This window comes from uncultured Campylobacter sp., from assembly GCF_937997535.1.
In the GTDB taxonomy this organism is placed as follows: domain Bacteria; phylum Campylobacterota; class Campylobacteria; order Campylobacterales; family Campylobacteraceae; genus Campylobacter_B.
Map to the genome: position 1 here is coordinate 23,716 of NZ_CALKTT010000063.1, position 17,032 is coordinate 40,747.

The 17,032-nt window shown below is 42.7% G+C and carries 14 protein-coding genes, 1 tRNA gene and 1 pseudogene; 3 read left to right on the plus strand and 13 right to left on the minus strand.

What is annotated here, in order from left to right; genetic code table 11:
• Positions 1–10 precede the first annotated feature (10 nt).
• Positions 11–1,189, plus strand: a complete 1,179-nt coding sequence (gene dapE, locus Q0117_RS06250; RefSeq protein WP_297923799.1) for a succinyl-diaminopimelate desuccinylase — start codon at positions 11–13, stop codon at positions 1,187–1,189.
• Positions 1,190–1,889: 700 nt separating this feature from the next.
• On the opposite strand, the gene Q0117_RS06255 is transcribed toward dapE, so the two are convergent.
• The 4 genes from Q0117_RS06255 to Q0117_RS06270 all read right to left on the minus strand — a co-directional run bounded on the left by Q0117_RS06255 (position 1,890) and on the right by Q0117_RS06270 (position 5,706).
• Positions 1,890–2,051, minus strand: coding sequence for a hypothetical protein (locus tag Q0117_RS06255; RefSeq protein ID WP_297923801.1), 162 nt, complete (start codon positions 2,049–2,051; stop codon positions 1,890–1,892).
• Between the two features lie 202 nt (positions 2,052–2,253).
• Positions 2,254–2,817, minus strand: coding sequence for a methylated-DNA--[protein]-cysteine S-methyltransferase (locus tag Q0117_RS06260; RefSeq protein ID WP_297923802.1), 564 nt, complete (start codon positions 2,815–2,817; stop codon positions 2,254–2,256).
• A gap of 143 nt (positions 2,818–2,960) precedes the next feature.
• Positions 2,961–4,868, minus strand: coding sequence for a hypothetical protein (locus Q0117_RS06265; protein ID WP_297923804.1), 1,908 nt, complete (start codon positions 4,866–4,868; stop codon positions 2,961–2,963).
• 25 nt (positions 4,869–4,893) lie between these two features.
• Positions 4,894–5,706 carry a M23 family metallopeptidase gene (locus Q0117_RS06270; protein ID WP_297923806.1) on the minus strand — a complete coding sequence of 271 codons (813 nt, stop codon included), beginning with the start codon at positions 5,704–5,706 and terminating at the stop codon, positions 4,894–4,896.
• Between the two features lie 108 nt (positions 5,707–5,814).
• On the opposite strand from Q0117_RS06270, the gene Q0117_RS06275 reads away from it, so the two are divergent.
• Both Q0117_RS06275 and Q0117_RS06280 read left to right on the plus strand, forming a co-directional pair.
• Positions 5,815–6,630, plus strand: coding sequence for a lipid-binding SYLF domain-containing protein (locus tag Q0117_RS06275; RefSeq protein ID WP_005872227.1), 816 nt, complete (start codon positions 5,815–5,817; stop codon positions 6,628–6,630).
• Positions 6,631–6,885: 255 nt separating this feature from the next.
• A tRNA-Lys gene (locus Q0117_RS06280) sits at positions 6,886–6,961 on the plus strand.
• Between the two features lie 258 nt (positions 6,962–7,219).
• Here the strand turns inward: Q0117_RS06280 and Q0117_RS06285 are convergent.
• From Q0117_RS06285 to Q0117_RS06325, 9 genes and pseudogenes are all read right to left on the minus strand, one after another.
• Complete coding sequence (locus Q0117_RS06285; RefSeq protein WP_297923808.1) at positions 7,220–7,861, minus strand: hypothetical protein; 642 nt, start codon at positions 7,859–7,861, stop codon at positions 7,220–7,222.
• An 18-nt stretch (positions 7,862–7,879) separates the two neighbouring features.
• Positions 7,880–8,479, minus strand: a complete 600-nt coding sequence (locus Q0117_RS06290) for a hypothetical protein (RefSeq protein ID WP_297923810.1) — start codon at positions 8,477–8,479, stop codon at positions 7,880–7,882.
• Between the two features lie 234 nt (positions 8,480–8,713).
• On the minus strand, positions 8,714–9,526 hold the full coding sequence (locus Q0117_RS06295; protein WP_297923811.1) for a hypothetical protein: 813 nt from the start codon (positions 9,524–9,526) through the stop codon (positions 8,714–8,716).
• A 1,079-nt stretch (positions 9,527–10,605) separates the two neighbouring features.
• Positions 10,606–11,916, minus strand: a complete 1,311-nt coding sequence (locus tag Q0117_RS06300; protein WP_297923814.1) for a sugar transferase — start codon at positions 11,914–11,916, stop codon at positions 10,606–10,608.
• A gap of 1 nt (position 11,917) precedes the next feature.
• Complete coding sequence (locus Q0117_RS06305) at positions 11,918–13,282, minus strand: mannose-1-phosphate guanylyltransferase/mannose-6-phosphate isomerase (protein WP_297923816.1); 1,365 nt, start codon at positions 13,280–13,282, stop codon at positions 11,918–11,920.
• Positions 13,275–14,399: a glycosyltransferase family 4 protein gene (locus Q0117_RS06310; RefSeq protein ID WP_297923818.1), complete on the minus strand. Its 1,125-nt coding sequence runs from the start codon at positions 14,397–14,399 to the stop codon at positions 13,275–13,277. Before Q0117_RS06310 ends, Q0117_RS06305 begins: the two co-directional genes overlap by 8 nt.
• A complete protein-coding gene (locus Q0117_RS06315) occupies positions 14,396–15,454 on the minus strand; it encodes a glycosyltransferase family 1 protein (RefSeq protein WP_297923820.1) in 1,059 nt (352 codons plus the stop codon). Before Q0117_RS06315 ends, Q0117_RS06310 begins: the two co-directional genes overlap by 4 nt.
• A gap of 98 nt (positions 15,455–15,552) precedes the next feature.
• Positions 15,553–16,677 (minus strand): glycosyltransferase, encoded by a 1,125-nt coding sequence (locus tag Q0117_RS06320; RefSeq protein WP_297923822.1) that lies wholly within the window; start codon positions 16,675–16,677, stop codon positions 15,553–15,555.
• 26 nt (positions 16,678–16,703) lie between these two features.
• A pseudogene (locus tag Q0117_RS06325) lies at positions 16,704–17,032 on the minus strand (hypothetical protein); the annotation flags it as partial.

Consider the following 17,032-nt stretch of genomic DNA (forward strand, 5'->3'; position numbering starts at 1 on the left):
AGGAAGGCTTATGAAACCGATTGAAATTCTAAAAGAGCTCATCAAATTCCGCTCGCTCACGCCTAGCGACGACGGAGCTTTCAACTACGTCTCGATGCTGCTGGCAGACTTTAGCGAGGATAGATTCGAGCTAAACGGCGTAACTAACGCGATTTTTACCAAGTGCTTCGGACAGGGTCCGCATCTGTGCTTTGCCGGACACATCGACGTCGTGCCGCCGGGCGAGGGCTGGGCGAGCGATCCGTTTGTGCCGGTGGAAGCGGAGGGCTTTTTATACGGGCGCGGCGCGCAGGATATGAAAAGCGGCATCGCAGCGGCGATCTGCGCGCTAGCGGCGGCACGCGATTTTAAGGGCACGCTAAGCCTGCTGCTAACCAGCGATGAGGAGGATGACGGCATCTACGGCACGCGCGAAATGCTTTCTAAATTGCGCGAGCAAGGTGCCCTACCCGACTTCGCAGTCGTTGCGGAGCCTACATGCGAAGTGCGCTTCGGCGATACCATTAAGATCGGCCGTCGCGGCTCGATTAACGGCGTCCTCACGCTCACGGGCATCGGCGGGCACGCAGCCTACCCCGATAAATGCATCAATCCTGTCCACATTTTAGCGCCGGTTCTCGCAAGCCTCGCGGGGCATGATCTGGACGCGGGCAGCGAGGATTTCGCTTCGGCTAAGATAGTCATCACCGACATTCGCGGCGGTTCGCAGGTAGTAAACGTAACACCCAAGGACGTGCGCGTGATGTTTAACGTCCGCGGTGGCGTAGGGCTGGGGCTAGAGGACGTGCGAGACTACGTACTGAGGTTATTTGAACTGGACGCTAAAGATGCGCTATGCAGCGAAAGCGAATCCTGCGGCAAGCTAGAAATGAGCTGCACCGCGCAGCTGCGAGCAGGCGCGTCGCTACACCTTGCGCTAAAAAGCTCCTCAAAGCCTTTTTTAACTCAGCGAAACTCCAAAATCGTGCAAAAACTAAGCGCTAGCGTGCAGAAAATCTGCGGCGCAGCAGCCGAGCTAAACACCGCAGGCGGCACGAGCGATGCGAGATACTTCGCGGAGTTTGGCGTGGAGACGGCGGAGTTTGGCGTGCGAAACGACACGATCCATCAGATCAACGAACGAGTAGAGATTAGTGATGTCGAAAATCTAGCTAAAATTTTTAGCGATCTGATAGAAAATTTCGACTAATTTAGGGATTTGGCAAAGCTACGTAGATTTGATAAAATTCTGCGTTCTACCCAAACTTTGCTGAATTTGCCGGGGTTTTCGCTCGTAGTTGCTTGGCAAATTTTATCTCTGCCGTGATTTTGAATGGGATTTCGCTCTGATATGCCACTTTTGTTAAGAATTTCATCTGCAGTACGCTTGCCGCTTTTACAATTACTTTGCTATGCAACGTCGCTTTCGCAAGAAGCCTTAGCAAAACGCCACCGCCTCAAAGGCGAGCTTTGACAACGAACGCTACCGCTGCTAGGAATTTTTTAAAAGAATACTGCTTTTGCGCGAATTTTAGCAAATAGCGCGATCTTTGCGCAAAATTTCCATCGCTCTCTTTGCATGGAATTTCATTCTTGCCTAGCGTTGCTATCAGGATGCTGCTGCACTTTGCTGCCTCCGCGAGAAATTTTATCTTTGGCGCGCTCGCTGCTTACGCAAGAAGCTTGGCTAGGACAATGCCGTTTCTGCTGGGATACCGCCCGCTTCGTGGATTTATAGAATTTTACTTAGCCACGTTGCCGCTGAGATAATTCCGCCCTGCCTTACTACTTCTATGGAAATTTTACCCCGCTTCGGCAAGCGCAATTAAAAATTTACTTTGCCTTAATACGGCGGCGTTGAATTTTACCTTGCAGCGCGGTGACGCAGAATTTTTAAGCTATGCAAAATTCTACCGCAAAACCTTGCTATCCTCGCCTATCTGCACAAAAGGATCGGCAAAATTTTGCTGCCTTACGCGCTGCTGCACAAAATGCACGCAAGATGAAAATTTATCGAAGGACTTCAGCGCGGAATTTCGCGAGGCTAAATTTATCACTGCGAAAAATTTCAACCGCTCATAGCAAATGTCTGCGGCGCGATAAATTTAAAGTTAGGACTTGAAAGCCGGCTTAGCAGGCTCCTTGCTAAATTTTAAATATTTCAATTGCTGTAAAAACTATAAATTTACAAAATCGCTTTATGAAATTTCGCAGCGTCTCGCGGTAAAATTTTAAAATCAGCGCCGTGCCTGCAAGGCATAATTTAACGGAATTTTACTTGCCAAATTTGGCTAAATTTTCTCTTTCGAAGTTTAGCAGCCACGCTTTGGTCGCTACGCCGCCCGCGCCGCTGTATCCTCCGAGCCCGCCCGCAGCTACGACGCGGTGGCACGGCACGATGATGGGAATTTTATTTTTGCCGTTTGCGCCGCCTACTGCGCGGCTTGCGTGCGGTCTACCGATAGCCCGGGCTAGCTCGCCGTATGTTACGACCTCGCCGTAAGGGATCTCTAAAAGCGCGCTCCACACGGACTTTTGAAACTGCGTGCCATTTTGGCTCAGTTTAACGCTGAAGCTCTCAAGCTCGCCTCTAAAATAGGCGCTAAGCTCGTCGGTGCAAAGAGCCAAATTCTTTCTTAAATCGCTAAGCCTTAAATCGCGTCCTTTATCATCCGTAGCACGCACAAAACCGAATTTAAGCCCTGCGTCGTGTTTTTTAAAGATCTCATCATTGGGCCCGCAGACAGAGCTTTTGACCCAGTCGATGTTGCAGATCCCGATCTCGTCATCCTGAATTTCAAGCATTCCAATGGGCGAATTAAAAAAGGCTTTTTGCATCTCAATCCTTTCAAATTTTTACTGGTTTGATCAAAAAAATTTTAAAAAGCGCTTGTTGCGGTGCGAGCTAAAGCTCGAAAACGATGGAATTTCATGCGGTAACGCGAATTTTTAAAATTTACACGCGAGGCGCCGCAAAGCCTCTACTCAAACCGCATGATGTTTACTAAAACCCCGTCGAAAACGTCTTGCTTAAAAAGCTTGATCTCGCGCACGATATCTGCATTGTCGTCGTCGATGACGCCGTTTTTGACGAGGCTGTCCTCGATGAGCTTAAAGATAAAGGCGTGGTTGCTGACGTCAGAGATACCGCTTTTAAAGCCCATTTCAAGGCGCACCGGCACGCCTATGTGCACGCCGCGTAGGTCCTTGGCGATGTAGAGATCGGCGATCGTGCGCACCATCTTTTTCGCCATTTGGTAGCTCGCCGTGGACGACAAAATATCATTAAGACCGAAATTCTCCATCAAAAGCGGAATACGAACGCGCGCCAAAACCCCTTCGCCCGGCTCGCTCGCGCTCTTTTTCAAAAACGAAATTTTAATCCTGTGCGCGATGCCTATGAAGCGCGGCTTAAGCTCGATGAGCCTAGCTTTAGACGTTTGCGGTAGCGAGATAGGACGCGAAGTGCTTGCAATAGGCAGAGCCTGCGGACGCCCCATCAGGCTCGCGCGCTCTTTCGTAGGCGCTTTGCGCGCAGGCTTGTCATAAAAATTTACTGGCTTAGTCGCAAAAGTTGATTCGCTCCCAAAAGCAGCAGACGCGGGCTCATCACCAAGCGCCCCCTCCGCCATAGAAGAAGCAAACGTAGAATTCTCGCCCGTTAACGCAGACTGCGCGGATTGCTCAAATTCGGGCGCAAATTTATTTCCTGCTTGCGGTGGCAAATTTAAAGGCTGCCACTCTTGTGTGGAGCTTTTCTGTGCTAAATTTTGCTCGTCGGAATTTTTTAGCGCGTAATTTTGCCCTTTTGCCAAGCACATTGAATCCTCACCGACTAAATTCTCATCTTGAGGCGTAAATTCCGAGGTATTTTCTGAGGCAAAATTTGCGGCACGGCGGCTAGCGGAATTCGCGATTTGCCCCTTAGAAAACTCGGAGCCTTGAGGCCCACAATCATTTGCGCACTTTATATCAAGCGCAGAATTTGCGAAAGTGGAATTTTTTGATGCAGAGCTTTGCGCCGTAGAATTTTTACTTCGTAAGTTCGCGCCCTGCTCTGCTACAAACGAATTTTCAGCTGCAAAATTCTCCGTTTGCGCCATAAAATTAGAATTTTGCGCCTCAAATGCGGAATCTTTCACGAGCGCAGAGCTTTGCGCGGAAATAAAATTTCGCGATGCAGGAATGAAGCTTTGCCCTTTGGCAGAATTCGCAGACACAGAGCTTTGCGGCATAAAATTTTTACTCCTCGCATTTTCGCTCTCTTCGAAATTAGCAGCAAGCCCCACGCTCATGTCATTCTGCACAGCGTCATTTTGCGAAATTAAATTCTCGCACGACGTATCCCACGCGGTATCTACGCAAAATTCCGCCCGAGCCGCACCATAAAATTCTGCTTGCGAAACATCTTGAAATTCTGCCTGCGAAGTAAAATCTTGCGCGTTATGAGCGCTGCGCGCAGAAAAATCTCGCTCGCCGCGCCTTGCGTTTGTAGTATACGAAGTCTTTGCCAAGCTGTCGCCAGCCTCGGGCGAAACTGCGCTTAAATCTCCTTCGCAAAAGCTACCAAAATCGCAGGCGCCGTCAAACTCAGCATAGCCATAACCATCCGCTGCACGGAGACGATCTGCGCGGGCTTTCTTTTTGGGCGTAGAAGAGAGCGTGAGCCTGCCTGCAAGCTCGCGTCCGCCAGAGTTTAAAATCCCAAAAATTCTAGCCCGAAATCGCTCGAACTGCTCGCCGCTAAGCGCGATCTTATCGCTTAGGCTCTGCACGCCGAAGTCCGCGGCGGTAAAATTTACGATCGCTCCGTCCCTACTCGCGACGCGCACGCGGCCTTTGACCGAGCCTTTTAGCTTAAAATCGCTGCCTGCGAGAATTTTTTTCATCAACTCCTTCGGATTGTAGGGCATTCTAGCGCTCGCCAAAAACCACTTCGTTGAATTTAGCGACGAAGCTTAGCGGATTGACGCTCACGCCGTTGATCGCGATGCCGAAGTGCAGATGCGGACCGCTAACTCTACCGCTCTCGCCCGAAAGTGCGATTTCATCGCCTTTGTGAACGTGATCGCCAAGCGTCACTTTGATCTCGCTTAGATGATAGTACTGCGAATAGATGCCGCCGCCGTGATCGATCACGACCGAACCGCCGGCGTAGTAGCGGTCTTTGGCGATGACTACGACGCCGTCGTTGGCAGCGCGCACCACAGTGCCTACCGCGGCGCGATAATCGGTGCCGCTGTGATAGCTTTTAAGCTCGCCGTTGAAAGTGCGGGCATTGCCGAATGCAGAGGTTATTTTGGAGTTTAAAGGTAGCTCAAATGGCGCGGAAAAAAGATAGCGTGGCGTGGTAATCGCATAGATCGCGTTGGCTTCGTCGAGCTCTTTTTTGATACGCGCGGCGGCTTCTTTGGGCGGTTTAACTTTACCTGGAGCGACGCTTAGAGCCTCTTTTTTATACTCGCCCTTTTTCAAAGCGACGATCTGCTCGTGGCTGCCGCTTTGATCTACTATCCGCAGCGCGAAATCCCCCTTAGCACGGTAGTTTGCCGCCAGAACGACGATTTTATCGCTAGAATTTGGTGCCTCGATGAGGGGGATTTTCTTTGAGCCAAAGCTCAACTCGGTTGTGCCTTTATCTAATTTTAAGACTATGACATCACCGTTTACTATGTCTAAAGCGAAAATTTTGATCGCCAAAAGTGCAAAAATAGCTAGAAATTTCATAAATTTTCCAAAATTAGTTATTTTTCATCAATTTTTTGTTAAAAATTAGCTAAAACAAATGAAATTGCTGTTATAATAACGAAAATTCAATTTTAAAAGGATTAAATGATGAAAAAGTTTTTGCTTCTAGCATCTGTTGCACTTTGCGGTCTTTTGCACGCGGACGTCGTGGCAAATCAAGAGGTTATAGCGGCGACTAACGTCGTTAGATCTTTCGTAGCGGCTAATAACTTCGGCACCGATGAGCGCTATCTAACCAGCGCCAAAGCCGTCGCAATCCTAACCGACGTAAAACGCCTAGCTGCGGGCGCATCGCTACAATACGGCGATGGAATTTTTAGCGTCAAAGGCGAGAACGGCGAGTGGAGTTCGCCGATTTTTATCAAATATAAAGGCTACGGCGTGGGCTTACAGGCAGGCTACGAGACGAGCGACATCGTGATGATCTTTCATACTACGAAGTCATATCAAGACATTTTTACCGGCACAGACACCCTTGAGATCAATGTAGGTGCCGCAGCAGGCGGCGTAGGTAGAAGAACCGGTCGCGCAACCGATCTACCTGATATTTCTGCATGGATGGTAAGCCCGGGCGAACAAACAGGCGTTTACCTAGGCGTATCGATCGACAACGGCAGAATAACTATCGACGATCAGCTAACTAACGACTTCTATGAGAGAATTTACGACTACGAGGATATCTTAAACGATTCTCCGCGCGCGAATAAATACGCAAAAAGATGGAAAGAAGTGATGAGGAAGTATTTTACAAACGGCGAGAAATACGGCGCTAGCAGCAGTGCGGCGATACCTGTAAATCACGTGCAGAAAAAATACCCTGATGGTAAGCCAATCATCTCAAACCGCTCTCCTAGAACTCATGCTAAGGCTACGCGAAGCAAAAAGGCTAAAAAAGCAAAATAAATTATCGAGCCAAGCCCCGCCTATGGGGCTTCTTGTTTTAGCTTTGCGTTGAGTTTATGCTAGAGCGCCTAGATGTGAAATCGAAGCGCATAGGTTATTTTTAAAAAGATTTATTAATTCTTTATTAAAGTATTTTATTTAATTTTTATGAGTTATTAGATATATAAAGACCGAATAAAATTTTATGAAATTTAACGAAATTTTTATAAAATTTAATCAGTTTTTTATATTTTTATCACTACAATTACAATTCTTGTCTCGTTAGCTCAGTTGGTAGAGCATCTGACTCTTAATCAGGCGGCCGTAGGTTCGAATCCTACACGGGACACCATCTATCAAATTTTCCCCCTATTTTTAGTTTTTTGATTTTTTTAAAAGCCCTGTTTTACGGCTTTTTCAAATTTTTTCAAAAAAATTTGAAATGCCAAAAACGCTAGATTATACAGACGGTTTAAGAGAAACTACTATATATTAAAAAAATGTATAGTAGCTCCTAAGCTTGTTAAACTCTTTGGAAACTTTTATAATTTATCCTATCATTTCCATATCCGCCTATTAGTAAATCGCCGCCGCCTTTACCCATTAGCGTTCATCGCCATATCCGCCGAATAAAACATCGTCTTTGTAGTCGCCCGTTAAAAGTCCGCTTGGGGTTACGCCATAAGGGAAAAATGACGACGATAAAGGTCTTGCATAGACTGTTTTGTCGGGCATTGTTACCTTTTAGAATACCTTTTTGCAAAGCGTTCATATCAATATCTGATAGTCCGTCGCCCGTTATTTTGTCCCATAAATTTTGTGCTTGTTTACGTAAATCAAATATGCCGCTATCTTTTCCGTCCAACTTATCTAATAAATTTCCTATGTCATACCATAGCGTTATCCAACCGACAACAGGGATAAATTTTGTAATTGCAATAAGCCCGAAATCCACAGCTGCGCCCACGACGGTATGACCGAAGCTTTGACCGTCAGCTATATCATCGACTATACCAGCCAATGCTTTACCAATTCCAACATATCCTGCAGCTCCCTTTAATTCATCTAACTCCGGTTTTGTATATCTTTTGCCATTTATCTCAACATATTTTTCTAATCCAGTAAATGACATATCAGCACCAGAAAGTGCATCTTTAAGGAATTCAGTTAATTGTCTAACCAAATCACTATTTTTTCTAAGTCTTACTTCTGCTTTGTCTAATTCTTGTTTAGCAACTAATTCTCTACTCATGTTTTTCTCCTTTTTAGGTTAAAATTTCTTTTCAACCAAATTTAAATTTATATGTTTCTTATCAGAAAAATATTTTTGTAAATCTGAATAATCTTGTTTATGAATTATATAAACCATATGAAATTTATCTTTAAGAATATCTAAACTAGACCTTCCTTTGCATATGAGTTCTCCATAATCAAATATAAAAGCAGGAAATAATGTAAAATCTTTCAAATTTCCGCCTAAAATCAAATGAAAAATAAGTTTAAACAAACAATTTAAAAGTAAATAAATGACATAATAGGCGATAAGATAATGAACCATTTTTACTAATACAACCATAAAAAATATAAGTAGATTAAAAACAATAATTCCAATTAGCGATGATGGCGTAAGCAATCTAAATGTCCTTACTACAGGTTCTAAATCAACCAAATTCTTAACCCTTTTTGTTTCGCCATTTATGATAAATTCTATCGTTTTATTTGTGAATTTTGTTTCGCATTTGTTTTTAATAATGTAATAATAAAATGTAGCGACGATATGCAAAACGCCAATTCCAAAAAAAGCCCATAGAAAAATATTGCTAACATTTGTAATCCCCATATAATCAGCATAAACCAATAAAACAAGCACCGTTCCGCAATGAGAAAAAAAGAATAAATTTGAAAGAAAGAATTCGTAAGGATTTTTAATTACTATCGGCTTTTTATCGTAGTCTCTTTGTTGCTTGTTTTAATTGCTTGTTGTATTGGTATTATATTCTTGCACTATAATCCTTTGTAAATTTGAGATTAGCAACTATAGCATCATAAGCTTTATCTAGCTCGATTTTAGCAACACTTTCTCTACTCATGTTTTTCTCCTTTTTTAGGTTGAAAATTTCTTTTTAACCAAATTTAAATTTATATGTTTCTTATCAGAAAAATATTTTTGTAAATCTAAATAATCTTGCTTATGAATTATATAAACCATATGAAATTTTCCACTATATAATCGCATATCAATTGTAGCTAATCTCCACAAGCGTCCACCAATATATTGCGGATAATCAAAAACAATAGCTGGATACAACGAAAAATCTTTTAATTTTCCGCCTAAAATCAAATGAAAAATAAGTTTAAATAAAAAATTTAAAAGAAACCAAAGTATATAATAGACCATTATTATAAAAACATATAGCAATGATTTTTCACTAATTGAAATTAAAATAATCAAAAAAAATAGAAACAAATGAAAATATACTCCAAGAGAATACGAAAGCTTAAAATTTCTTGTAATAGGCTCTAAATCTATCAAATTTTTAACCCTTTTAACTTCTCCATTTATGATAAATTCTATCGTTTTATTTGTGAATTTGGTTTCGCATTTGTTTTTGATAATGTAGTAATAAAAGGCCCAAATAATATGTAAAATTACAAACGCAAAAGGAAAATATAATAAAATTTTAATTTCTTTTGTGTGTATATTGTCTGTGTAATCAATACAGACAGTTGATAAAATCACAAACGCTCCTATAAAACAAAATAAATCCAAATTTTTAAGAAAGAATTCATAAGGATTTTTAATTACTATCGGTTCTTTATCGTAGTCTCTTTGATTGAAATCGCTTAAATTTGCATTTTCGTTTGAGTTTAAATCACGTTTTTTAACATTTTTATTCCAGTTTTCAAAATTTTCCAAATTTTATCCTTCCGTTTTCTTTGCTTTTCTCGTCATTGCAGTAAACTTTGCAAGCGAAGCAATCTGCCAACAGTGAATGTTATAAAAATCTCAGTCCTCTTCTTGCATTTAATTTGATTGCTTTTACGAATTCTATATCCACCTTACTTAAGTAGCTATAAATTCCTCGTGAGTCTTTAGCTGCTTCACTTACTCCCGTCCATTAGTAGATCAGCATCGATAAGAGCAGCAGCCTTAGAGCCTTGTTTTACGGTGTTAGAATTCTCATTTATCGTTATCTCTTTGTAGTTTAGATCAATGCTTTTGACATTATTATCCGCAAGTGAGCTTAATTCTACTTCGTCGGTAATGCCGTTAGAATTCGTACCTTTCCAAATTTTAAGCTTATTAAATATCTCGTCCTTTTAGTCTATTACGTTGTCGTCATTTAGATCATAGGCCTTTAGAGCCTCATAGCCGTTGGTCGCTTTTTATCTGTGTATCCGTAAGCGGTATTTGAAATAATGTGATTTCCGAATAGTTCATTTCCATTGTCTATTTTACCGGACACTATCCCCCTATCCCTCAAACAGATCAAAATTTTATCTGCAAACTCACTAAATTTTAAAACTCAGCTTTTTGCAATGGGCGATTTAGAATTTTAGAAAGAGCGGCGCGGAAGTGAGGATAAAATTCATCCGCTTTGCGTAAATTTTACGTCGTAGTATTCGAGCAGAAGCGGAAAGCAAAAGTAAAATTTAACGGATAGCGCCCCATTTTTATGTGTACTTAAACAATACGATTAACGCTAATACTTTTTCCTAGATACTAGATATTAAAGTTGTCCGCATTAAATTCGCCATCATTTTCGCGTAGTCTTATTTTACGCAAACATGCGATGAAATTTCAAAATTTCAAATTTTACGCCGCAAATTCCTAGCTATTGCCGCGCGATTGTATTGTTATATATATATATATATATATGATTTTAAATAGTGCAAATTTATCCTCAAGCGATTCTAATATCTCGATCAAAGCGCCGTATTAAATTTAAAATTTATCTCAAAAGAAAGAGCCCGTCTTAAAGACTCTATAAGCGATCAGCTTGCCCCTTCACGCGCCAAAACGACTTTGAAGGTTTTTAAAATAATGACGATGTCGTTCCAGATCGACCAGTTTTTCATATACCACGTATCCATGCCCGCTCTAGTCGCAAAATCCACGTCGCTGCGCCCGCTCACCTGCCAAAGCCCCGTAATGCCGGGCTTGACGGCGAGTATGAGATCGGCGTATTCGCCCATATCTTTGCGCTCGTATTGCGCGCACGGGCGAGGGCCTACGATGCTCATTTCGCCCTTTAGGACGTTGATCAGCTGCGGAAGCTCATCAAGCGAGCTTCTTCGCAAAAAATCGCCCAGCTTCGTGATGCGCGGATCGTGCTCGTATTTGTGATATTTTTCAAAATACTCCACCTCTTGCGGATTTTGCTTTAGATACCGAGCTAAAATTTCGTCCCCGTTTTCTCTCATCGAGCGAAATTTCAGACACCCAAACGGCTTGCCGCCAAACCCCATCCTTTGATGCGAAAAAAATATACGCCCCGTGGGCTCTTTTAGCTTCATCATCAGCGCAATTACGCCGAAAATCGGCACTAGCAGAGGAAGCGCCAAAATGATAAGTGCTAAATCAAGCCCGCGTTTAAGCGCTAAATTTAGAGGACTTTTCAGAGAATTTCGTATCGCAAAGAGGCTGGTGCGCGAGGCAAAGATGCTGTAAATATAGGTCTGCGTAAAGTCGTACGAACGCAGCACGGGAGTGAATAAAATTTCTTTATTCTCCCTGATGTTGCTCTCGATGAGCTCGTTTAAGGCGCTCGCTTCGAGCCTGCTTCCGCCGATAAACAGCACGTCGTAATCCCTACCCAGCGCTCTTACATACCCAAGATATGCACTTCCCAAAACAGCGCTTTCAAACTCCTCGCCCTCGCCTAAAATTTTCGCCCTCTTCTGCCATAATCCAAATTTAAAAAGCTTCCTTTTCGTTACGAGCTTAAAAAGCGGCAAAACCACCGCCATAAAGGCAAAGCTCAGAATAAAGCTGGCGCGCGAAAATTCGTAATTGACTTTGATTAAAGCAAGTAGCGCTAGGCTTAGCAAAAGCCCAAAAAAGCAGCTTCTCACTAAAATTCTACTCTCGTGCCAAAAATCATACCGCCTCGAATAGATCCCTTGATAAAAAAATAGAAATATCATTATGACGTAGGACGGCGCGAAGCCCTGATACCTGCCGATGTCCAACAGTACGCTATCGCCGTAGAGCAAATTTTTAAGCACCACGGCAAGTCCGAAGCAAAGCCAGATGCCGAAAATGTCGACCGCCAAGATTATCAAAACGCAGAGTTGCTTTTTCATCCTAGCTCCTATTAAAATCATCTTGCAGGCGCACGATATCATCCTCGCCGGTGTAGCTGCCGACTTGAGCTTCGATTAGCACAACGGGGATTTTGCCTTCGTTTGCGAGGCGATGAACCTCGCCCATTCTAATGAACGTAGATTCGTTCTCGCGCAACAAGAAATTTCGCTCGCCCACGGTCACGGTCGCGGTGCCGCTAACGACGATCCAATGCTCGTTGCGATGGTAGTGCTTCTGCAGCGATAGCCGCTTGCCGGGCTTAACGACGATACGCTTGATCTTGTAGCCGCGCTCATCTTCGAGCACCGTGTAGCTGCCCCACGGGCGGTGCGTCGTTACGTGCACGTGCGCTAGATCGCTACCGCCTAGCCGCTCCACCACCTGCTTTACCTTTTGGGTAGAGCCTTTTTTACATACGAGCAGGGCGTCTTTGGTATCGACGATAGCGAGATCCTCGATGTCTATGGCGGCTATCGTGCGGCCCGAGCCGATGATGAGATTGTTTTTAGAATTTAGAGCGATATTTTGCTCGCTTGCGGTGTTGCCGTTCGCGTCTTTGGGCAGCTCGGCGTCTAAGCTATCAAAGCTTCCCAGATCGCTCCAGCCGATATCTGCGGGTACGACCTTAGCAAGGCTCGTGCGCTCCATAACTGCGTAATCGATACTATCTGCGGGGATTTCTTGCATATCGCCTAGTTTAATTCTAATCGGATTTTCCGCGTTAGAATTTTCGTACGCACGAACGCAGGCTTCGTAAATTTCAGAGCTTTGCGCCTTTAGTTCGTCTAAAAATACGCCTGCTTTAAACATAAACATGCCGCTATTCCAGTAAAAATTCCCCGCCGCTATGTAGCTTTGCGCCGCCGCAAGCTCAGGCTTTTCGTGAAATTTTAACACGTCCTCGCCGCTTGCTTCGATATAGCCGTAGCCCGTATTTGCATCCGCGGGCTTGATACCAAATGTCACCAAAAACCCCTGCTTTGCAAGCTCGCGTGCGCGCAAGACGCTGTTTTTATACGCCGCCTCATCTCTAATTAGATGATCGCTCGGCGTTACGAAAACGATCTCCTCGGCCTTTAAGCTCAAACACGCAAGTGCGATCGCAGGAGCCGTATTTCTGCCGACGGGCTCAAGTAGAAATTTCACGCCGCGCGCGCCTAAAACCTCAAGCTGATCGAGCGCCAAAAAATACTGCTGCTCGTTTGAGACGACAAGCGTGCGCTCGCATAGCGTGGAGTTTCGCTCGTAGCTCATCATAAAAAGCGAGCGATCGTCAAAGAGGCGCACGAACTGCTTTGGCATAAGCGTGCGGCTGATGGGCCACAGCCTCGTGCCGCTGCCGCCGCTTAGGATTATATTAGTCATTTAGGCCGTCCTTAAATTCCTCATATTTTTTCTCGACGTAGCTTTTGATCTCGGCCTCAAAGCGCGCGCGCGAAAATTTTAAAGAATTTTCTCTGATTTTTGTAGGCTCAAATTTATCATAATTTTGCTCAAATTTAGCTACGACGGCGAGCAGCTCTTTTGCGTTTTGCTCCATAAAATACAGTCCGCTCTCGCCATCGCGCACCGTCTCGCGGGCGCCGCCGCGCCCAAAGCAGATCACCGGCGTACCGCATGCCTGCGCCTCCACCGGCGTAATGCCGAAGTCCTCCTCGGCGGCAAAAACAAACGCCTTTGCCCGCCCCATTAGATCCGCCATCGTTTCATCGCTCGCAAAGCCCAAAAGTTCGATATTTTTGCCCGCTTTTGATTTGATTTTTGCCATATCGGGGCCATCGCCTATGACGAGCAGCTTCTTATCCGTTTGCGAAAATGCCTCGACGATGAGATCAATCTTTTTGTACGGCACCATGCGTGAGGCGGTGAGGTAGAAGTCCTCTTTGGCTTCGCGCAGCGTAAATTTATCCACGTCCACGGGCGGATAGATGACGTCGCTAGGCTTGCCGTATGTTTTTTTGATACGGCGCGCGATGTAGCGGCTATTTGCGACGTAGTGATCCACGCGGTTTGCGGTGCTCGCGTCCCAAAGCCTAATTTTATGTAAAAAATACTTTGCCAGCACGCCCTTTAGACCGCGATCCAGCCCGCTTTCGCGCAAGTACTTATGATACAGATCCCACGCGTAGCGGATCGGCGTGTGCACATATGCGATGTGAAGCTGATTTGAGTGCGTCAGCACCCCCTTTGCGACAGCATGTGAGCTAGATAGCACGACGTCATAGCCACTTAGATCAAACTGCTCGATCGCGAGCGGAAATAGTGGCAGATAGTTGCGATATTTGTCCTTCGCGAAGGGCAGCTTCTGAATAAAGCTCGTGTGGGCGCGCTTGCCTTTTAAAATTTTATCTCGGTCGGCATCGCTTAAAAAGTCGATGAGGCTGTAAATTTCAAAATCATCCCAGATATCAGTAAAACTCTCGACGCATTTCTCCGCGCCCGCGTAGGTGCTAAACCAGTCGTGGATAAGGGCTTTTTTCATTGCAAATTCTCCATTATTTCGATAATCTGCTTAGCCGAGCGCTCCCAGCTAAATCTTTTTACATTTTCAAAACCTTTAGCGCGAAGCTCGTTTTGTAAATTTTTATCGTTTAAAACAGTTTGAATTTTATTTCTCATATCTTCTATGTCATTCGGATCAAAATAAACAACGCTATCACCGCAAACTTCAGGCAAACTTGCAGCATTTGAGCAAACGACCGGACAACTACACGCTTGTGCCTCAAGCGGCGGAATACCAAAACCCTCGTATAGCGATGGAAATACGAATAATTTCGCCAAATTATAAATAGCGGCGATATCCGCGTCTTTAACATAGCCCGTAAAAAATATACGATTGCCAAGATTTTTTGTCTGAATAATCTCAGAAATAGTGCTATCGCCCGTTATGAAGCCGTCCTTTTTGCCCACTATAACCAAATTGAGATTCGTCTTTTCTAATGCAAATAATAAATTCTTTAAATTCTTATGCGGTTTGACATTTCCCACAAATAGAACGAAATCATTAGGAAGGCTATAATACTTTGCCGCCGCTTCTAAGGTATTTGAATCGCAATGGCGATTAAAGCGCCTCTCATCTATTGCGTTTGGTACAACGAAAATATTTTTACCGGTTTTAGTGTATTTTAATATCTCACTCTGCGAAAAATTTGAAACGCTAAGAACTATATCGCTTCGGTTTAGTGCTTGATTAAAAAGCGTTTTTGCATATATTTTCTGCATAAAATTTAGCGTATCGTAGAAAGCCAAATGGAATACGTCATGGATAGTAACCACTCTAAATTTCGCTCTTATCGGCAGGATTGGGATATTAAAATGTGGAGACCAAAAAATATCACATTCAGGAATTGTTAAAGGCAGTTCAAGCTGCTCTTTTACAGAATAAATTTTGCATTCGCATTCTAAAATTTGAACACTTTTACTCCAAGCATAGTCCTGCATCTCGGCTCTACTACCAAGCAGAATAACTTCAAATTTTTCTACCAAAAAAGGTAGTAGCGATTTGATATATGTACCTATACCGGATGCTTTATGCATACGAAAATCAATTACTAACTTTTTATACTGCATTTATTACTTTCGTTTCGCCTCATCGTTTAGATTTAAAAATATTATAAATGAAATTATATCTAATTTTAAATGATATGTCGTATCTTTTCTCTCCAATCATTATCCTTGGCAAAATTTAAAATTTCAGTCTTGTCGCTTTTACTTAAATCTAGAGATTTTTTTATATATCTTACAAAGTCCTCTTTTGAACTTGCCAATAAAGCAGGACTGTTAAGCCGCTCCAACTCTCGCCATTTAGTTGCTACCGTATGAAGTCCAGCCGCAGAATACTCATATAGTTTTAGAGGGCTTATAGAATGAACCAAATCCATATCCAGTCTAAACGGGATTATACCGACATCTGAAAATTGCAAAAAAGAGGCAATCAAATCATTATCGACATTGCCGTAAAACGTAATATTTTCTCTAGATCGTATTTGATCAAAATTGTCGGGTTTAAATTTTATAGCTCCAATTACTAAAAAATGCACATCTTTTAGCTCTTCGGCGATATAATCTAATAGACTGAAGTCAAACCAGCTTTCGATAGCGCCCACATAAACAGCAACCGGTTTTGTAATCGCGCAAAAAAAATCCGGTTTATCGTATTTTTTTTGAAATTTATTAAAATCAACTCCGTTTGGCAGATAGAGGCAATTTTTATTAAATTTTTCTATATAGTTTTTAAGGTTTGATGATGTATATATCACTTTATCTGCTTTTTTTATTAGATGCTCCTCTGCCTTGATAGCTGCTGCTCCTACGCCAAAGCCGCTAAGATTATCGGTAACCCTAACAATCAGTTTCTTACATTTTATGATGTTTATTAAGGGCAGAAATACGAAATTATCTATCACTAAAATATCTACATTTAAGAAATCATAATTTTTAAGCATATTTTTAAAATTCGGTAAGGTAAAAATATGCCATATTTTTATAATCCAATAAAATTGGGACGGCAAATTTTTAAACGGCGGAATAAGTGCAAATGGGGTATATATAAAATAGTTTTCACAAATTTCATGCACGCCTTTTTTTGACTGAGCCAACCTAGTGGCTTCGTTGATTTTATTATGAAAGGGGGAAACGGGCGGCGCGACAAATAAAACTTTATTTCCATCCTTTGCCAATAATTCACTATAATAATTACAACCTACCTTAAATGGAGATCCATAATAAGAATTTCCGCACCATAGTATTTTTTTAGACATTTTTCATCCTACTGCGATATAAGCTTTTACTTTTTAGGTTTAAACACGGTTTCTCTACAAAAAACCAGCTGATTATAGCGCAACATATAGACAAAATAGCGACATATACTACATAAATGCTGCCCCCCCCCATTACCTATTTGGACAAAAATATTTACAAAAAACATATGGTATATGTAAATACCATATGTAAAATCATTTCCTCGCAAAAATTTATCGAGACCTTCGAAACTGAAAGCAAAAGAAAAAACTAGAAATGAGAATATAAAATAATTTACAAATATATCTAAAAAAATATTATTAAAATAATGGAAGCAAATTATACCGATAACATAAGCAGCAAAATATATAAAGA

Excerpts from the sequence above, each read along its gene's own strand:
- dapE (WP_297923799.1), top strand. The coding sequence starts at position 11 with ATGAAACCGATTGAAATTCTAAAAGAGCTCATCAAATTCCGCTCGCTC.
- Q0117_RS06260 (WP_297923802.1), bottom strand. The coding sequence starts at position 2,817 with ATGCAAAAAGCCTTTTTTAATTCGCCCATTGGAATGCTTGAAATTCAG.
- Q0117_RS06265 (WP_297923804.1), bottom strand. The coding sequence starts at position 4,868 with ATGAAAAAAATTCTCGCAGGCAGCGATTTTAAGCTAAAAGGCTCGGTC.
- Q0117_RS06270 (WP_297923806.1), bottom strand. The coding sequence starts at position 5,706 with ATGAAATTTCTAGCTATTTTTGCACTTTTGGCGATCAAAATTTTCGCT.
- Q0117_RS06275 (WP_005872227.1), top strand. The coding sequence starts at position 5,815 with ATGAAAAAGTTTTTGCTTCTAGCATCTGTTGCACTTTGCGGTCTTTTG.
- Q0117_RS06285 (WP_297923808.1), bottom strand. The coding sequence starts at position 7,861 with ATGAGTAGAGAATTAGTTGCTAAACAAGAATTAGACAAAGCAGAAGTA.
- Q0117_RS06300 (WP_297923814.1), bottom strand. The coding sequence starts at position 11,916 with ATGAAAAAGCAACTCTGCGTTTTGATAATCTTGGCGGTCGACATTTTC.
- Q0117_RS06305 (WP_297923816.1), bottom strand. The coding sequence starts at position 13,282 with ATGACTAATATAATCCTAAGCGGCGGCAGCGGCACGAGGCTGTGGCCC.
- Q0117_RS06310 (WP_297923818.1), bottom strand. The coding sequence starts at position 14,399 with ATGAAAAAAGCCCTTATCCACGACTGGTTTAGCACCTACGCGGGCGCG.
- Q0117_RS06315 (WP_297923820.1), bottom strand. The coding sequence starts at position 15,454 with ATGCATAAAGCATCCGGTATAGGTACATATATCAAATCGCTACTACCT.
- Q0117_RS06320 (WP_297923822.1), bottom strand. The coding sequence starts at position 16,677 with ATGTCTAAAAAAATACTATGGTGCGGAAATTCTTATTATGGATCTCCA.